Source organism: Rhodococcus sp. CH91, from assembly GCF_022554085.1.
Classification (GTDB): Bacteria; Actinomycetota; Actinomycetes; order Mycobacteriales; family Mycobacteriaceae; genus Rhodococcus.
Window position 1 is genome coordinate 127,841 of the sequence record NZ_JAKFYR010000011.1, and the last position, 14,915, is coordinate 142,755.

Genomic DNA, 14,915 nt, shown 5'->3' on the forward strand with positions numbered 1-14,915 from the left:
CGCCTGGTCAAGGCCCTGAAATCGGCGAAGATACAGAACGGCCCGTCACCCCACCCTGGGCGGTGACGGGCCGATGCCTACGGCAGCTGTCAGGCGATGCGAGCGCGTCCCGCCCGCAGCCGCGCGAGCGTGCGCTCACGGCCGAGCAACTCCATCGACTCGTACAAAGGCGGGCTGATGTGCGAACCGGTCACCGCGACCCGCACGGGGGCGAACGCCTTGCGCGGCTTGAGTTCGAGCGTCTCGATGAGCGCAACCCGCAGCGCCTCCTCGATCGCCGGCGTGGTCCACTCCTCCAGCCCCTCGAGCGCGGCCAGGGAGGCGTCGAGCACCGGCGCCGCATCCTCCTTGAGGTTCTTTGCCGCGGACGCCTCGTCCAGGCGGAAGTCGGCCTCGTCGACGAACAGGAACTTCAGCAGATCCCACGCGTCGGACAGGACGACGATGCGGGTCTGCACGAGGTCCGCCGCCGTCCGGAAGAGCGTGTCGTCGACGCTGGGACCGATATGGCCGTGCTCGACGAGATAGGCCTTCAGCCGGCCCGCGAAGTCCGCCGGGTCGAGCATGCGGATGTGCTCGGCGTTGATCGCATCGGCTTTCTTCTGATCGAATCGCGCCGGGTTCGAGTTGACCTTGGAGATGTCGAAGGCGGCCACCATCTCGTCGAGCGAGAACACGTCGCGGTCGTCGGCAAGACCCCAGCCGAGCAGCGCGAGGTAGTTGAGCAGACCTTCGGGGATGAACCCGCGGTCGCGGTGCAGGAAGAGATTCGACTCCGGGTCGCGCTTGGACAGCTTCTTGTTGCCGTGGCCCATCACGAACGGCAGATGCCCGAATTCGGGCGTGAAATCGGCCACACCGATCCGCTGCAGCGCCGCGTAGAGCGCGAGCTGGCGAGGCGTCGACGACAGCAGGTCCTCGCCGCGCAGCACGTGCGTGATCTTCATCAAGGCATCGTCGACGGGATTGACGAGCGTGTACAGCGGGATGCCGTTGCTGCGGGTGAGCGCGAAGTCCGGAACCGAGCCCGCCTTGAAGGTGGTCTCACCGCGGACGAGGTCCTTCCACGTCAGATCCTCGTCCGGCATGCGCAGACGCACGACCGGCTTGCGTCCCTCGTCGAGATAGGCCTGCCGCTGCTCCGGGGTCAGGTCGCGATCGAAGTTGTCGTAGCCCAGCTTCGGGTCGCGGCCGGCCGCCCGGTGCCGCTCCTCGACCTCCTCCGGCGTCGAGAAGGACTCGTACGCCTCGCCGGCCTCGAGGAGCTTCCGGACGATCTCGATGTGGAGGTCGCGTCGCTGCGACTGCCGGTACGGCTTGTACGGGCCGCCGACCTCCGGGCCCTCGTCCCATTCGAGGCCGAGCCACCGGAGGGCGTCGAGGATCGCCTGGTAGGACTCCTCGGTGTCGCGCGCGGCGTCGGTGTCTTCGATACGGAACACGAAGGTGCCGCCGTGATGACGCGCGAACGCCCAGTTGAACAGGGCGGTGCGCACCAGTCCCACGTGCGGGGTTCCGGTCGGTGACGGGCAGAAACGTACGCGTACTTCGCTGGTGGTCATGACTCGCTCGGGGTTGAGGATCGACGGGAGACCATTCCAGGCTATCCGCCCCGCCCCGAGCTCAGATCAGGATCCCTTGGCGACGACCGGGTTGGTGAGGGTGCCGATGCCCTCGATGCTGATCGAGACGGTGTCTCCCGGCTCGATCGGCCCGACACCCTCCGGCGTGCCGGTGAGGATGACATCGCCCGGGAGCAGCGTCATGACGCCGGAGATCCACTCGATGAGCTTCGGGACGTCGTGCACCATCTTCGAGGTCCTGCTGCGCTGACGGATCTGCCCGTCGACCTCTGCCGAGATCTCCAGATCGGACGCGTCGATGTCGGTCTCGATCCACGGGCCGAGTGGACAGAAGGTGTCGTGCCCCTTCGCGCGTCCCCACTGCCCGTCCTTGCTCTGGTGGTCGCGCGCGGACACGTCGTTGGCGATCGTGTAGCCGAGGACGACGTCGCGCGCCTTCGCTGCCGGGACGTCCTTGCACGGGCGCCCGATGACCACGGCGAGTTCGGCCTCGTGGTGGACGAGCGAGGTGGTGGGCGGGATCACGATAGGCGCTCCCGGACCCACGATCGACGTGTTGGGCTTGAGGAAGATCATCGGCTCGTCGGGCACCTCGTTGCCGGATTCGGCGGCGTGCGCGGCGTAGTTGCGGCCTACCGCGATCACCTTGGTGGCGAGGATCGGCGCGAGGATCCGCACGTCGGCGAGGGGCCAGCTACGGCCCGTGAAGGTGGGGTTGCCGAAGGGATGCTCGGCTATCTCCTTCGCCGTCGCGGAATCTCCCTCCCCCTCGACGCTCACGAACGCGACACCATCCGGGCTGGCAATTCGACCAAGGCGCATGCCCGGAGTCTAACGGTGCCCGTCTACCGCGATCGACGCCCGGGTGCCGCAGGTATAGAGTCCGAACCAAATTTCATATAACGGAACGAACATCTCAGATAGTGAGAAGTATGGATACACCGGACATCGGTCGCCGGCGGTGGCTGATCCTGGCCCTCGGCGTCCTGGCGCAGGCCGCGCAGGCCACCGTCGTCAACGGCGTCGCCTTCCTCATTCCGACACTGCACCAGGACGCCGGCTTCACGCTCGCCCAAGCCGGAACGCTCGCCGGCGCACCACTCCTCGGTGGCGTGTTCACTCTCGTGGTGTGGGGGGCGATCGCCGACCGATTCGGCGAACGGCTCGCATTGACAGCCGGACTCGGACTCGCCGCCGCAGCGATGTGCGTCGCGAGCCTGACAGCCTCGCTCGAACTCTCCCGCACGGCTTCCGCCGCTCTGCTGGGCATCCTGCTGATGTGTGCGGGGGCCGGAGCCGTGAGCGCCAATTCCGCGAGCGGCCGGGTCGTCGTCGGCTGGTTCCCTCCGCGGCAACGCGGACTCGCGATGGGCATCCGGCAGATGTCGGTACCGCTGGGTGTCGCGGCAGGCGCACTGGTGATCCCGACCCTCGCGGGCGGCCACGGAATCGCTTGGGCGCTCGCATTTCCCGCACTCGCGTGCGGCGTGGCAGCCCTCGCCTGCGCGGTGGGCGTGATCGATCCGCCGCGCCCCGGCCGTGCGGAGGCGGAACGCACCGGTGCCCTCGCCAACCCCTACCGGACGTCACTGTCGCTGACGCGCATCCATCTCGCGTCGATCCTGCTCGTGGTTCCGCAATACGTCGTGTGGACATACGCCCTGGTGTGGCTGATCACCGATCGGGGATGGGACGAGGTCGGTGCCGGTCTCGTCATCACCGTGGCTCAGATCCTCGGCGCACTCGGTCGTGTCGTCACCGGCGCGTGGTCCGACAGGGTGGGCAGCAGACTCGGGCCGATGCGGATCGTCGCGGCGGCCGTCGTGGTGTCGATGATCGCGCTCGCCGGCGTGTCGTTGACGAATTCACCTCTTGCCATTGGTGTTCTGCTCGTCGCCTCCGTCCTGACCTCCGCCCCGAACGGCTTGGCGTTCACGGCCGTGGCGGAGATCGCGGGGCCCTATTGGGGAGGGCGGGCGCTCGGTATCCAGAACACCGGGCAGTTCGTGTTCGCCGCCGCGGTGGGCCCCGTCTTCGGGGGGCTCATCGCCGCGGTCGGTTTCCCGGCAGCGTTCGCACTGGCCGCGGTGGCTCCCGCCGTCGCGGTTCCCGTGGTGCCACGGGACTGACGGACCGTGTGGTTCCGGCGGTGAGCGCCGGAACCACACGTGCACGTCAGAGTGCGGCGGTGATGCGGTCGCCCACTTCCGTGGTCACGATCAGACCGTCGCCGCGGGTCGAGAGATCGGCTTCCACCGCGCGCTCGACACGCAGAGCCTCCTCCTCACGCCCGAGATGGCGCAGCAGCAGGGCGGTGGACAGAATGGCGGCGGTCGGATCGGCGATGCCCTTACCGGCGATGTCCGGCGCCGAACCGTGGACGGGTTCGAACATCGACGGGTTGGTGCCCGAGGCGTCGATGTTACCGCTGGCAGCGAGGCCGATACCCCCGGTGACCGCACCGGCGAGGTCGGTGACGATATCGCCGAAGAGGTTGTCGGTCACGATCACGTCGAAACGCGACGGATCGTCGACCATGTAGATCGTCGCCGCATCGATGTGGCAGTAGGCAGTCGTGACCTCGGGGAACTCCTTGCCCACCGTCTCGACGGCCCGCGTCCAGATCGCTCCGGCGTTGGAGAGCACGTTGGTCTTGTGGATCAGCGTCAGGTGCTTGCGGCGGGTCTGCGCGAGTTCGAAGGCGTAGCGCACCACGCGCTCGGCACCGAACCAGGTGTTCACCGAGACCTCGGTGGCGATCTCGTGCGGGGTGCCCACCCGGATCGCTCCCCCGTTACCGGTGTACGGGCCCTCGGTGCCCTCGCGGACCACGACGAAGTCGATCTCGTGATCGGCGGCGAGCGGCGACTTCGCACCCGGGTACAGGCGCGCAGGCCGGAGATTGACGTGATGGTCGAGCGCGAACCGCATGTTCAGCAGCAGACCGCGTTCGAGAACACCGGGCGTGACCGAGGGGTCGCCGATGGCGCCGAGGAGGATCGCGTCGTGCTCACGGATGGCGGCGAGGTCGGCCTCGGGCAGGAGCTCACCCGTCTCGTTGTACCGGCGAGCGCCGAGATCGTATTCCGTCGTCTCGAGCTCCGGGACGAGCGCGCGGAGGACCTTCAACGCCTCTGCCGTGACTTCGACTCCGATGCCGTCTCCGGGGATGACCGCAAGTTTCATGAACGCTACTCACTTCCTGTGCGACGGTGGCCGCGACCGTGCAGACGGTCGCGGCCACCGGATGATGGGGAACGAAACGATCAGGACAGGTCGACCTGCGCGACGCGGGCGTCGAGCGCCTCGACGATCTGCGCGATCTCCGGGTCGCCCACGACACGGTCGACGCGCAGGATCACGGTCGCACCGGGTCCCTCGGCGTCCTGGCTCAGCGCCGCCGCCTGGATGTCGATGTTCGCGTTGCCGAGCACGGTGCCGAGCGTTCCGAGCACGCCCGGGCGATCCTGGTAGTGGACGATCACGTTGTGACCTTCGGCACGCAGGTCGAAGCTGCGGCCGTTGATGTTGACGATCTTCTCGACCTGCTGCAGGCCGGTCAGGGCGCCTGCCACCGAGGTGACGTGTCCGTCCGGCGAGACCGCGCGCACCTCGACGGCGCTGCGGTGCGTCCGGGCCTCGCTGACACGCTCCACCTCGACCGTGACGCCACGCTGCTCGGCGAGCTTGGGGGCGTTGACGAAGGTGACGGGCTCGTCGCTGCTCGCGGAGAACAGACCGCGCAGCGCCGCGAGACCGAGGATGTCGACGTTCTCCGCCGAGAGCTCACCGCTCGCGACGACCTGCACGTTCTGCACGGCCTCGGGCGAAAGGGTGCCGGCGAGCAGACCCAGCTTGCGGACGAGCTCGAGCCACGGCGCGACCTCTTCGCCCACGGGACCGCCCGACACGTTGACGGCGTCCGGCACGAACTCGCCGGCGAGGGCGAGCAGCACGCTCTTGGCGACGTCGGTGCCGGCACGATCCTGCGCTTCGGCGGTCGAGGCACCCAGGTGCGGGGTGACCACGACGTTGTCGAGGTCGAAGAGCTTCGAATCGGTGCACGGCTCGGTCTCGAAGACGTCCAGACCGGCGGCACGCACCTTGCCGTCGACGAGCGCGTCGTAGAGAGCGTCCTCGTCGATCAGGCCACCGCGGGCGGCGTTGACGATGATGACCCCGTCCTTGGCCTTGGCGAGCCGCTCGGCGTTGATCAGGCCGGCCGTCTCCTTGGTCTTGGGCAGGTGCACCGAGATGAAGTCCGCGCGCGCGACGAGTTCGTCGATGTCGACGAGTTCGATGCCCAGCTGCGCGGCACGCGCGGCCGGCAGGTAGGGGTCGTACGCGATGACGTGGGTCTCGAAGGCCGCGAGCCGCTGAGCGAACAGCTGGCCGATGCGGCCGAGGCCGACGACGCCGACCGTCTTGCCGAGGATTTCGGTGCCGTTGAAGCTCGAGCGCTTCCACGTGCGCTCACGCAGGGTGCGGTCGGCGGCCGGCACCTGGCGTGCTGCGGACATGAGCAGCGCCACCGCGTGCTCGGCGGCGGAGTGGATGTTGGAGGTGGGCGCGTTGACGACCATCACTCCGCGTTCGGTGGCAGCGGCGATGTCGACGTTGTCGAGACCGACACCGGCGCGACCGACGATCTTGAGATCGGGTGCCGCAGCGAGCACCTCGGCATCGACGGTGGTCGCGGAGCGGACCAGCAACGCCTGAGCCTCGGGCACGGCCGCGAGCAGGGCGGGGCGATCCGGGCCGTCCACCCAGCGCACCTCGACACCGTCACCGAGCGCATCGACGGTCGACTGCGCAAGCTTGTCGGCGATCAGGACTACTGGACGGCCATTCTGGCTCACGTGCGAACTCCCTGTGTCGTGAATGTGTGGGTGGTCGCCGGCGCCGGCGTCCGGCAGAAGGCGTGTTCACCCGGGACCGCTCACAGTTTAGTGCCCCGGTCTCCACTACGGGCCCACCGGGATCGCCCACCGGCGAATATCGGGTCGGGGTGGAGTCCCCCACGCGATCCTGGGCCCGATCAATATCCGGCCGGACGGCGTCGCGGGTACCTCAGCGTCGCCGCCGCACACGCCCGGCGCCCGGTACCGGGCGCGGCCTCCGCCGTGCGCGCCGTCCGGCGATTCCCGTCGGCGAAATGTCCGGACGCGCACGAATCGTCCGGCGCGTGACACCGGTGTCGTGCCGGTGCCGGAAGGCGATCACGGCGGCACGAGGCGTGGGATAGAACCGATCCCGGTCGAAACGGCTCTCCGACTGCATGCGCAGAAGCTTGTCTCTCTCCTGCCCCTCCAGCGCTGCGAAGAAGAACCGAATCCCGTTGTGCGACAGGTATTCGTCGAGCCGCTCGATCTCTTCGACCGACGTCGTGTCGAGATCGGTGATCGGATCGGCGACCAGTACCACCCATTCGATGCGATCGGACCGCTCCTGGACGAGGTCGCGCACATATCTCGTGAGAATCGAGCCGTTGGCGAAGAACAACGGTGCGTCGAACCGCGCAAGGAGGAGCCCTCGGATCCGGTGACCTTCCGGATGACGCGCTCTGTCGTGATATCCCGCGATCCCGGGGACCTCGACCAACTCGGCCCGGTGAGGTCGCCAGGCCTGGATCACCAACGCCATCAGCGACAGCGCAATCGCGATCAGAACGCCGCGCAGGACGCCCGTGAGGATGACGGCCACGGATGCCGCGATACACAAACCGAATTCGATCTTGGCGACCTGCCACAGATGCCGGACCTTGCCGAATTTGAACTGCGCACTCACTGCGACGATGACGACGGCACTCAGAGCGGACCGCGGGAGGTCCGCCGTCGCGCCCGGAGCGAGGAGGAGGAAAGCCGCGACCGTCAGCGCTCCCACCACTCCGGCCAGTTGTGTGTGTGCGCCCCTCCGCTGGAGCACGGGCGTGCGGCTTCCGCTCCCGCAGACCGGGAACCCTCCGGTGACCCCGGCAGCAAGATTGACCGCTCCGAGCGCCCGCATTTCGGAACTTCCGTCCACGTTCTCACCGCGTTGAGACGAGAAAGCGCGGGACACGACGGAAGTGTCGGCGAAACCGATGACGGCGATCGCCACAGCAGGGCCGAGCAGCGTTGCCACGTCGCTCAACTCGAGCCCGCCGAGTGCCGGTCCGGGGAAGCCCGACGGGAGCGCACCGACCGTCTCGACTTTGCCGCCCAGTCCGAAAGCGGCTGTGACCCCGGTAGCCATGACGACCCCGATCAGGATGCCCGGAACTCGTGGCCACAGTGCCTGAATCACGACGATCAGGATCAGGGTCGCACCGCCGAGGAGGAAGGCGAGTGATTCGAGCGCGCCGCCGCGCACCGCATCCGCAGCGTTACGGAGGTTCGCGATGAGGTGGGTCTCGCGGGTACTGACGCCGAGCAGGTGGGGAAGCTCGCTCGCGATCACGATAAATGCGATGGCGTTGAGGAACCCGACGCGGATGGGGTTGGACAGCAGTTCGGTGATGAATCCGAGGCGCAGAATTCCGCTGCACAACAACAGTGTTCCGACGATCAGGGCGAGCAGACCCGCGAGAGCCGCCGCACGTGCGGGATCTCCTGCCGAGGCGAGGGGGATCACGGCCGCGGCGATCAGCGGCGCCAGAGCCGAGGACGGAACGACCACGAGAATGCGCGACGGACCGACGAGGGCGTACACGAGCATCGGCACGATGGTCGCGTACATGCCCATGTGGGCAGGCAGTCCGGCCGCGGCTGCGTAGCCCATGCCGGTGGGCACGAGCAGTGCGCTGACCACCAAGCCCGCACCGATGTCGGTCCGCAGCCATTCGCGCTGATATGCGCGCGCCGTGGCGATGCCGGGAAGCCGGCTGGCGGCGGCCGAGAGCGACATTGGCCAAGTATGGTCCGCCGATACACTCCCCGTCCGCCAACTGGAGAGATCCGTTCCTGCACACCGACCGGCCATTGCGGCGGAAAGACGGCAGCCCGCCATCCTTTCGGGATGGCGGGCTGCCGTCGTGGCGCCTCGAGACGAGCTATGCGGTCTCGGTGATCGGGCGATCGACCCAGCTCATCAGGTCGCGCAGCTGCTTGCCGACGACCTCGATGCCGTGCTCGGCGTTCTCCTTGCGGAGCCCCTCGAGCTCCTTGTTGCCGTTCTCGACGTTGGCGACGAGACGCTTGACGAAGGTGCCGTCCTGGATGTCCTTCAGGATGTCCTTCATGCGCTCCTTGGTGCCGGCGTCGATGACGCGCGGGCCGGAGAGATAGCCACCGAACTCGGCGGTGTCGGACACCGAGTAGTTCATGCGGGCGATGCCACCCTCGTACATGAGGTCGACGATGAGCTTGAGCTCGTGCAGGCACTCGAAGTACGCCATCTCCGGCGCGTAGCCCGCCTCGACGAGGACGTCGAAGCCGGTCTTGACCAGTTCCTCGGTGCCACCGCACAGAACGGCCTGCTCGCCGAAGAGGTCGGTCTCGGTCTCTTCCTTGAAGGTCGTCTTGATGACGCCCGCGCGGGTGCCGCCGATCGCCTTCGCGTAGGACAGGGCAAGAGCCTCGCCCTCACCCTTGGGGTCCTGGTGGACGGCGATGAGCGCCGGGACGCCCTTGCCGTCGACGAACTGACGACGCACGAGGTGGCCGGGGCCCTTGGGGGCGACCATGCCGACGGTGACGTTCTCCGGAGCCTCGATGAGGCCGAAGTGGATGTTCAGGCCGTGGCCGAAGAACAGCGCGTCGCCGTCCTTCAGGTTGGGCTCGATGTCGTTCTTGAAGATCGACGCCTGTGCGGTATCGGGGGCGAGGACCATGATGACGTCGGCCCACTCGGAAACCTCGGCGGGCGTACCGACGGTGAGGCCGGCCTCCTCGGCCTTGGCCCGCGACTTCGAGCCTTCCTTCAGACCGATGCGAACGTCGACGCCCGAGTCGCGCAGGCTCAGCGAGTGCGCGTGTCCCTGACTGCCGTAGCCGATGACGGCGACCTTACGACCCTGGATGATCGACAGGTCGGCATCGTCGTCGTAGAACATCTCGACTGCCACAGTGATTACCTCTTTCAACAAGTATGGGTGTGTTAAGGCTAACGGGTAGCCGTGATGGACTTCGGACCGCGTCCGACCGCGACGACACCGGACTGGACGATCTCGCGGATTCCGTACGGTTCGAGCATGCGCAGCAGCGCATCGAGCTTGGACCGCGTACCGGTGGCCTCGATGGTCAACGACTCGGGCGAGACGTCGATCACCTTGGCGCGGAACAGATTCACCGTCTCGATGACCTGGGTGCGGACACTGGCGTCCGCCCGCACCTTGATGAGCACGAGTTCGCGGGCGACGGACGCCTCGTCCTCCTGCTCGACGATCTTGATGACGTTGACGAGTTTGTTGAGCTGCTTGGTGACCTGCTCGAGCGGGAACTCGTCGACGGTCACCACGATCGTCATCCGCGAGATGTCGGGCACTTCGGTACCACCGACGGCAAGGGATTCGATGTTGAACCCGCGTCGCGAGAACAGCGATGCGACTCGGGCGAGCACGCCCGGCTTGTCCTCGACGAGAACACTGAGAGTGTGGCTCGTGCTCACTTGGTCTCCTCCTGGGCCGCGGCGTTCTCGCTGCGGGCTTCGAGCGCGTCGATGGTCTCGTGGATGACGGCGGGATCGTCGGCGGCGGCGTCGTCGTCGAACAACGGGCGGATGTCGCGCGCGGCCATGATCTCGTCGTTGCTCGTGCCGGCGGCGACCATCGGCCACACCTGAGCGTCCTTGCCGACGATGAAGTCGATCACCACGGGACGGTCGTCGATCTCCTGCGCCCGGCGGATCGCCGGCTCGACGTCCTCCTCGCGCTCGACGCGGATACCCACGCATCCGAGGGCCTCGGCGAGCTTGACGAAGTCGGGGATGCGCAGCGAATGCGTCGCCAGGTCGGTGTTCGAGTACCGCTCCTCGTAGAAGAGGGTCTGCCACTGCCGGACCATGCCGAGGTTGCCGTTGTTGATCAGTGCGACCTTGATCGGCACACCCTCGACCGCGCAGGTCGCGAGTTCCTGGTTGGTCATCTGGAAGCAGCCGTCACCGTCGATGGCCCACACCTCGGCATCGGGGCGGCCCATCTTGGCGCCCATCGCGGCGGGCACCGCATAGCCCATGGTGCCGAGACCACCGGAGTTGAGCCAGGTGCGCGGCTTCTCGTAGTCGACGAACTGCGCGGCCCACATCTGGTGCTGTCCGACACCGGCGCAGTAGATCGCGTCGGGACCGGCGAGCTTGCCGACGGCCTGGATGACGTACTGCGGCGACAGGGTGTCGTCGGTGGGACGGTCGTAGCTCAGCGGGTAGGTGCGACGGATGTCGTCGAGATAGGCCCACCAGGCCGCGTAGTCGAGCTTCGTGCCGGTCGCGAGGTCGGCGCGGATCGCCTCGATCAGCTCGACGACGACCTCCTTGCAGTCGCCGACGATCGGCACGTCGGCGTGCCGGTTCTTGCCGATCTCCGCCGGATCGATGTCGGCGTGGATGACCTTCGCGTCGGGCGCGAAGGAATCGAGCTGCCCGGTCACCCGGTCGTCGAAGCGGGCACCGAGAGTGATGAGCAGGTCGCTCTTCTGCAGTGCGGCGACCGCTGCGACGTTGCCGTGCATACCGGGCATGCCGCAGTGCAGGTTGTGGCTGTCCGGGAAGGCGCCCCGCGCCATCAGGGTCGTCACGACCGGGATACCGGTCAGCTCGGCGAGTTCGAGGAGCTCGGGAGATGCCTCGGCCTTGATGACACCGCCGCCGACGTAGAGCACGGGGTTCTTCGCATCGGCGATGAGCCGCGCGGCTTCACGCACCTGCTTGCCGTGCGGCTTCGTCACGGGCCGGTAGCCGGGCAGGTGCATCTCCGGCGGCCAGCTGAAGGTGGTCTGCGCCTGGAGGATGTCCTTGGGGATGTCGACGAGGACGGCGCCGGGACGGCCCGAGGAGGCGAGGTAGAACGCCTCGGCCAGGATGCGCGGGATGTCCGCACCGTCGGTGACCAGGAAGTTGTGCTTGGTGATCGGCATCGTGATGCCGGAGATGTCCGCTTCCTGGAAGGCGTCGGTGCCGATGAGCGGGCGTCCGACCTGACCGGTGATCGCGACGACGGGCACGGAGTCCATCTGGGCGTCCGCGAGCGGGGTCACCAGATTGGTCGCGCCCGGTCCGGACGTGGCCATGCACACGCCCACCTTGCCGGTGGCCTGGGCGTAACCGGTGGCAGCATGGCCCGCACCCTGCTCGTGGCGGACGAGCACGTGGCGCACACGCCGCGAATCGAAGATCGGGTCGTAGACGGGCAGGATCGCACCGCCGGGAATGCCGAATACCGTGTCGACCTCGAGCTCTTCGAGTGCGCGGACCACCGACTGGGCGCCGGTGACCCGCTCGGGGGCGACCTGACGACGGGTGGGCTGCGTTGCGGCAGCTGCGGGAGTCGGGGTGGCGGACCCCGGCTTTCGCGGCGAGGGTTGAGGCCGTGCGGTTGGTGCGCTCACTGCGAATTCCTCTGATTCTGGCTCCGGGCAACAAAAAACCCTCGTCAGCGTGTGCTGTACGAGGGTGGCGCGTCGTGGGCGAGTTGCAGAATGCGGCTCAGGCGACGACGCGCCGGCCGATTACGAGCAACCCATTCTGATTCACGCGCTCGACGGTAGGCGCATGGTGTCCAGACAGTCAACTTGGTGCGGTTCACTGTCCCAGAATGTGAGATGCCGTGGCTGCAGTGAGAAGATGTAGAGGTGTCATCTTCCCAGCAGCCCGTGCCACCGACTCCATCATCCCACACGCCCGAATCGACGACGCAGGTCATCCAGATCTCGCGACTGTCGTTCCTCGCGTGCGCTCTGCTCCTCCTCGCGCTCGCCTCCCCCGCGCTCGCGTGGCCGGAAGCCTTCGCATGGACTCTGATCATCCCCTTCCTCGTCGCCGCATGGATCGTGCGGGTGAGGACGGTCGTCGGCCCCGACGGCATCGTCGCGCGGTCGACCTTCTCGACCACGACCCTGAAGTGGGATTCCCTCGAGGGCATCCGATTCCCGAAGCGGGGCTGGGCCCGCGCCGGCCTCACCGACGGTTCCGAGGTCGCACTGCCGGTGGTGACCTTCGGCCGCCTGCCGCAACTCTCGGAAGCCAGCGGAGGCCGTATCCCCGATCCCTACGCCGCCGCACGCAAGGCGGAGGCGGAAGCGCAGGCCGAGACGGACCACGCCGAGACCGCCGGCAACACCGGAACCGACGACGAGGCAACCGCGGTCGAGAGCGACGCTACGACTGTCGGGACGAACGAGGACAGCGTCTCCGGAGCGGTTCCGTCGGACGCGGATAGGCGTCCCGAATAACACACGAGTAGATTCGTCCCTGCCGCCGCCCGCACCCGCCCCAGCCCGGCGCCCGGGCACGGCCGGCCGATTGCGCACACCGCCACCGTCAAGGAAGTCAGACCATGCCCCCGTTGAGGTCACGCACCACCACCGTCGGACGAAACGCCGCAGGGGCGCGCTCCCTGTGGCGCGCCACCGGCCTGACCGATTCCGACTTCGGCAAGCCGATCGTCGCGATCGCGAACTCCTACACGCAGTTCGTACCCGGTCACGTCCACCTCAAGGACGTCGGTGAGATCGTCGCGAAGGCAGTGCGCGAAGCGGGCGGCGTGGCACGCGAGTTCCACACCATCGCTGTCGACGACGGCATCGCGATGGGTCACGGCGGCATGCTCTACTCGCTGCCGAGCCGCGAGATCATCGCGGACTCCGTCGAATACATGGTCAACGCGCACACCGCCGACGCCCTGGTCTGCATCTCCAATTGCGACAAGATCACCCCGGGCATGCTCAATGCCGCGATGCGTCTGAACATCCCGACGATCTTCGTCTCCGGCGGTCCGATGGAGGCCGGCAAGGCCGTCGTCGTCGACGGTGTCGCCCACGCACCCACCGACCTCATCACCGCGATCTCCGCCTCCGCCAGTGAGGCCGTCGACGACGCGGGCCTCGACGAGGTCGAGCGCAGCGCATGCCCGACGTGCGGTTCGTGCTCGGGCATGTTCACGGCGAACTCCATGAACTGCCTGACCGAGGCCCTCGGCCTGGCCCTGCCCGGCAACGGATCGACCCTCGCCACCCACGAGGCGCGTCGCGCGCTGTTCGAGACCGCCGGCACGACCATCGTGGAGGCGGCCCTGCGCTACTACCGCGACGACGACGAGTCCGTGCTGCCGCGCAACATCGCGACTCCGGCCGCCTTCCGCAACGCCATGGCCCTCGATGTCGCGATGGGTGGCTCCACGAACACCGTGCTGCACACGCTCGCCGCTGCCCAGGAGGGCGAGGTCGACTTCGATCTCACCACCATCGACGAGATCAGCCGCCGGGTGCCGTGCCTGTCGAAGGTCTCACCGAACTCCGACTACCACATGGAGGACGTCCACCGCGCCGGCGGCATCCCCGCCATCCTCGGCGAGCTGCGACGCGGCGGTCTGCTCGAGACCGATGTCTCCACCGTCCACACGAAGAGCTTCGACGAGTGGCTCGACACGTGGGACATCCGCTCCGGCAAAGCATCCGAGACGGCCCTCGAACTGTTCCACGCCGCTCCGGGCGGGGTGCGCACCACCGAACCGTTCTCGACGGACAACCGCTGGTCGTCGCTGGACACCGACGCCGCCAACGGCTGCATCCGCGACATCGAGCACGCCTACACCGTCGAAGGCGGCCTGTGCGTGCTGCGCGGCAATCTCGCTCCGGACGGCGCGATCCTCAAGACCGCGGGGATCGACGAGGATCTCTTCCACTTCGAAGGGCCGGCCTTCGTCGTCGAGTCGCAGGAGGAGGCCGTCTCCGTCATCCTCGGCAAGAAGATCAAGGCGGGCGACGTGGTGGTCGTGCGCTACGAGGGCCCGGCCGGAGGCCCCGGCATGCAGGAGATGCTCCATCCCACCTCCTTCCTCAAGGGCATCGGACTGGGCAAGGTGTGCGCCCTGATCACCGACGGCCGGTTCTCCGGCGGCACCTCGGGTCTGTCCATCGGCCACGTCTCCCCGGAGGCGGCGTCGGGCGGCGTGATCGGCCTGGTCGAGAACGGTGACCGGATCCGTATCGACGTCGCGACCCGCACCCTCGAGGTGCTCGTCGACGACGACATCCTCACGGAGCGGCGCGCGAAGATGGAGGCCTCCGAGCGTCCGTGGCAGCCCGTCGACCGGGAGCGCACGGTCTCGAAGGCGCTGCGTGCCTACGCCGCGCTCGCAACCTCCGCCGACAAGGGCGCCGTGCGGCGCGTCCTGTAGAACGGGCCGGGAAGACGAAGAGC

At 67.8% G+C, this 14,915-nt stretch carries 11 protein-coding genes; 3 read left to right on the forward strand and 8 right to left on the reverse strand.

The window, feature by feature from the left end; translation table 11 throughout:
• Nucleotides 1–89: 89 nt before the first annotated feature.
• Nucleotides 90–1,562 carry a glutamate--tRNA ligase gene (gene gltX / locus MOM01_RS19390; protein WP_241387062.1) on the reverse strand — a complete coding sequence of 491 codons (1,473 nt, stop codon included), beginning with the start codon at nt 1,560–1,562 and terminating at the stop codon, nt 90–92.
• A gap of 66 nt (nt 1,563–1,628) precedes the next feature.
• Complete coding sequence (locus MOM01_RS19395; RefSeq protein WP_241387063.1) at nt 1,629–2,405, reverse strand: fumarylacetoacetate hydrolase family protein; 777 nt, start codon at nt 2,403–2,405, stop codon at nt 1,629–1,631.
• A 110-nt stretch (nt 2,406–2,515) separates the two neighbouring features.
• On the opposite strand from MOM01_RS19395, the gene MOM01_RS19400 reads away from it, so the two are divergent.
• Nucleotides 2,516–3,712, forward strand: coding sequence for an MFS transporter (locus tag MOM01_RS19400; protein WP_241387064.1), 1,197 nt, complete (start codon nt 2,516–2,518; stop codon nt 3,710–3,712).
• A gap of 46 nt (nt 3,713–3,758) precedes the next feature.
• On the opposite strand, the gene MOM01_RS19405 is transcribed toward MOM01_RS19400, so the two are convergent.
• The 6 genes from MOM01_RS19405 to MOM01_RS19430 all read right to left on the reverse strand — a co-directional run bounded on the left by MOM01_RS19405 (nt 3,759) and on the right by MOM01_RS19430 (nt 12,103).
• A complete protein-coding gene (locus MOM01_RS19405; RefSeq protein ID WP_241387065.1) occupies nt 3,759–4,769 on the reverse strand; it encodes a 3-isopropylmalate dehydrogenase in 1,011 nt (336 codons plus the stop codon).
• Nucleotides 4,770–4,849: 80 nt separating this feature from the next.
• Nucleotides 4,850–6,442, reverse strand: coding sequence for a phosphoglycerate dehydrogenase (gene serA / locus MOM01_RS19410; protein WP_241387066.1), 1,593 nt, complete (start codon nt 6,440–6,442; stop codon nt 4,850–4,852).
• A gap of 211 nt (nt 6,443–6,653) precedes the next feature.
• The gene (locus tag MOM01_RS19415) at nt 6,654–8,468 is read right to left on the reverse strand and encodes a SulP family inorganic anion transporter (protein ID WP_241387067.1); all 1,815 of its coding nucleotides are present in this window, start codon (nt 8,466–8,468) and stop codon (nt 6,654–6,656) included.
• Nucleotides 8,469–8,613: 145 nt separating this feature from the next.
• A complete protein-coding gene (gene ilvC / locus MOM01_RS19420) occupies nt 8,614–9,615 on the reverse strand; it encodes a ketol-acid reductoisomerase (protein ID WP_241387112.1) in 1,002 nt (333 codons plus the stop codon).
• A gap of 50 nt (nt 9,616–9,665) precedes the next feature.
• Entirely contained in the window at nt 9,666–10,169 is a 504-nt protein-coding gene (gene ilvN, locus MOM01_RS19425; protein ID WP_006554535.1) for an acetolactate synthase small subunit, read from the reverse strand.
• Nucleotides 10,166–12,103, reverse strand: a complete 1,938-nt coding sequence (locus tag MOM01_RS19430) for an acetolactate synthase large subunit (RefSeq protein ID WP_241387068.1) — start codon at nt 12,101–12,103, stop codon at nt 10,166–10,168. The genes ilvN and MOM01_RS19430 overlap by 4 nt, the downstream gene beginning before the upstream one ends.
• A 264-nt stretch (nt 12,104–12,367) precedes the next feature.
• Here MOM01_RS19430 and MOM01_RS19435 point away from each other — a divergent pair, with 264 nt between their 5' ends.
• Together MOM01_RS19435 and ilvD are read left to right on the forward strand one after the other, a co-directional pair.
• Nucleotides 12,368–12,946, forward strand: coding sequence for a PH domain-containing protein (locus MOM01_RS19435; RefSeq protein ID WP_374112338.1), 579 nt, complete (start codon nt 12,368–12,370; stop codon nt 12,944–12,946).
• Between the two features lie 104 nt (nt 12,947–13,050).
• Nucleotides 13,051–14,892, forward strand: coding sequence for a dihydroxy-acid dehydratase (ilvD, locus tag MOM01_RS19440; RefSeq protein ID WP_241387070.1), 1,842 nt, complete (start codon nt 13,051–13,053; stop codon nt 14,890–14,892).
• Nucleotides 14,893–14,915: the final 23 nt, after the last annotated feature.

Bases quoted from the DNA above. Each gene is read 5' to 3' on its own strand.
- ilvC (WP_241387112.1), bottom strand. From the start codon at position 9,615: ATGTTCTACGACGACGATGCCGACCTGTCGATCATCCAGGGTCGTAAG.
- ilvD (WP_241387070.1), top strand. From the start codon at position 13,051: ATGCCCCCGTTGAGGTCACGCACCACCACCGTCGGACGAAACGCCGCA.
- gltX (WP_241387062.1), bottom strand. From the start codon at position 1,562: ATGACCACCAGCGAAGTACGCGTACGTTTCTGCCCGTCACCGACCGGA.
- MOM01_RS19405 (WP_241387065.1), bottom strand. From the start codon at position 4,769: ATGAAACTTGCGGTCATCCCCGGAGACGGCATCGGAGTCGAAGTCACG.
- MOM01_RS19400 (WP_241387064.1), top strand. From the start codon at position 2,516: ATGGATACACCGGACATCGGTCGCCGGCGGTGGCTGATCCTGGCCCTC.
- MOM01_RS19415 (WP_241387067.1), bottom strand. From the start codon at position 8,468: ATGTCGCTCTCGGCCGCCGCCAGCCGGCTTCCCGGCATCGCCACGGCG.
- MOM01_RS19395 (WP_241387063.1), bottom strand. From the start codon at position 2,405: ATGCGCCTTGGTCGAATTGCCAGCCCGGATGGTGTCGCGTTCGTGAGC.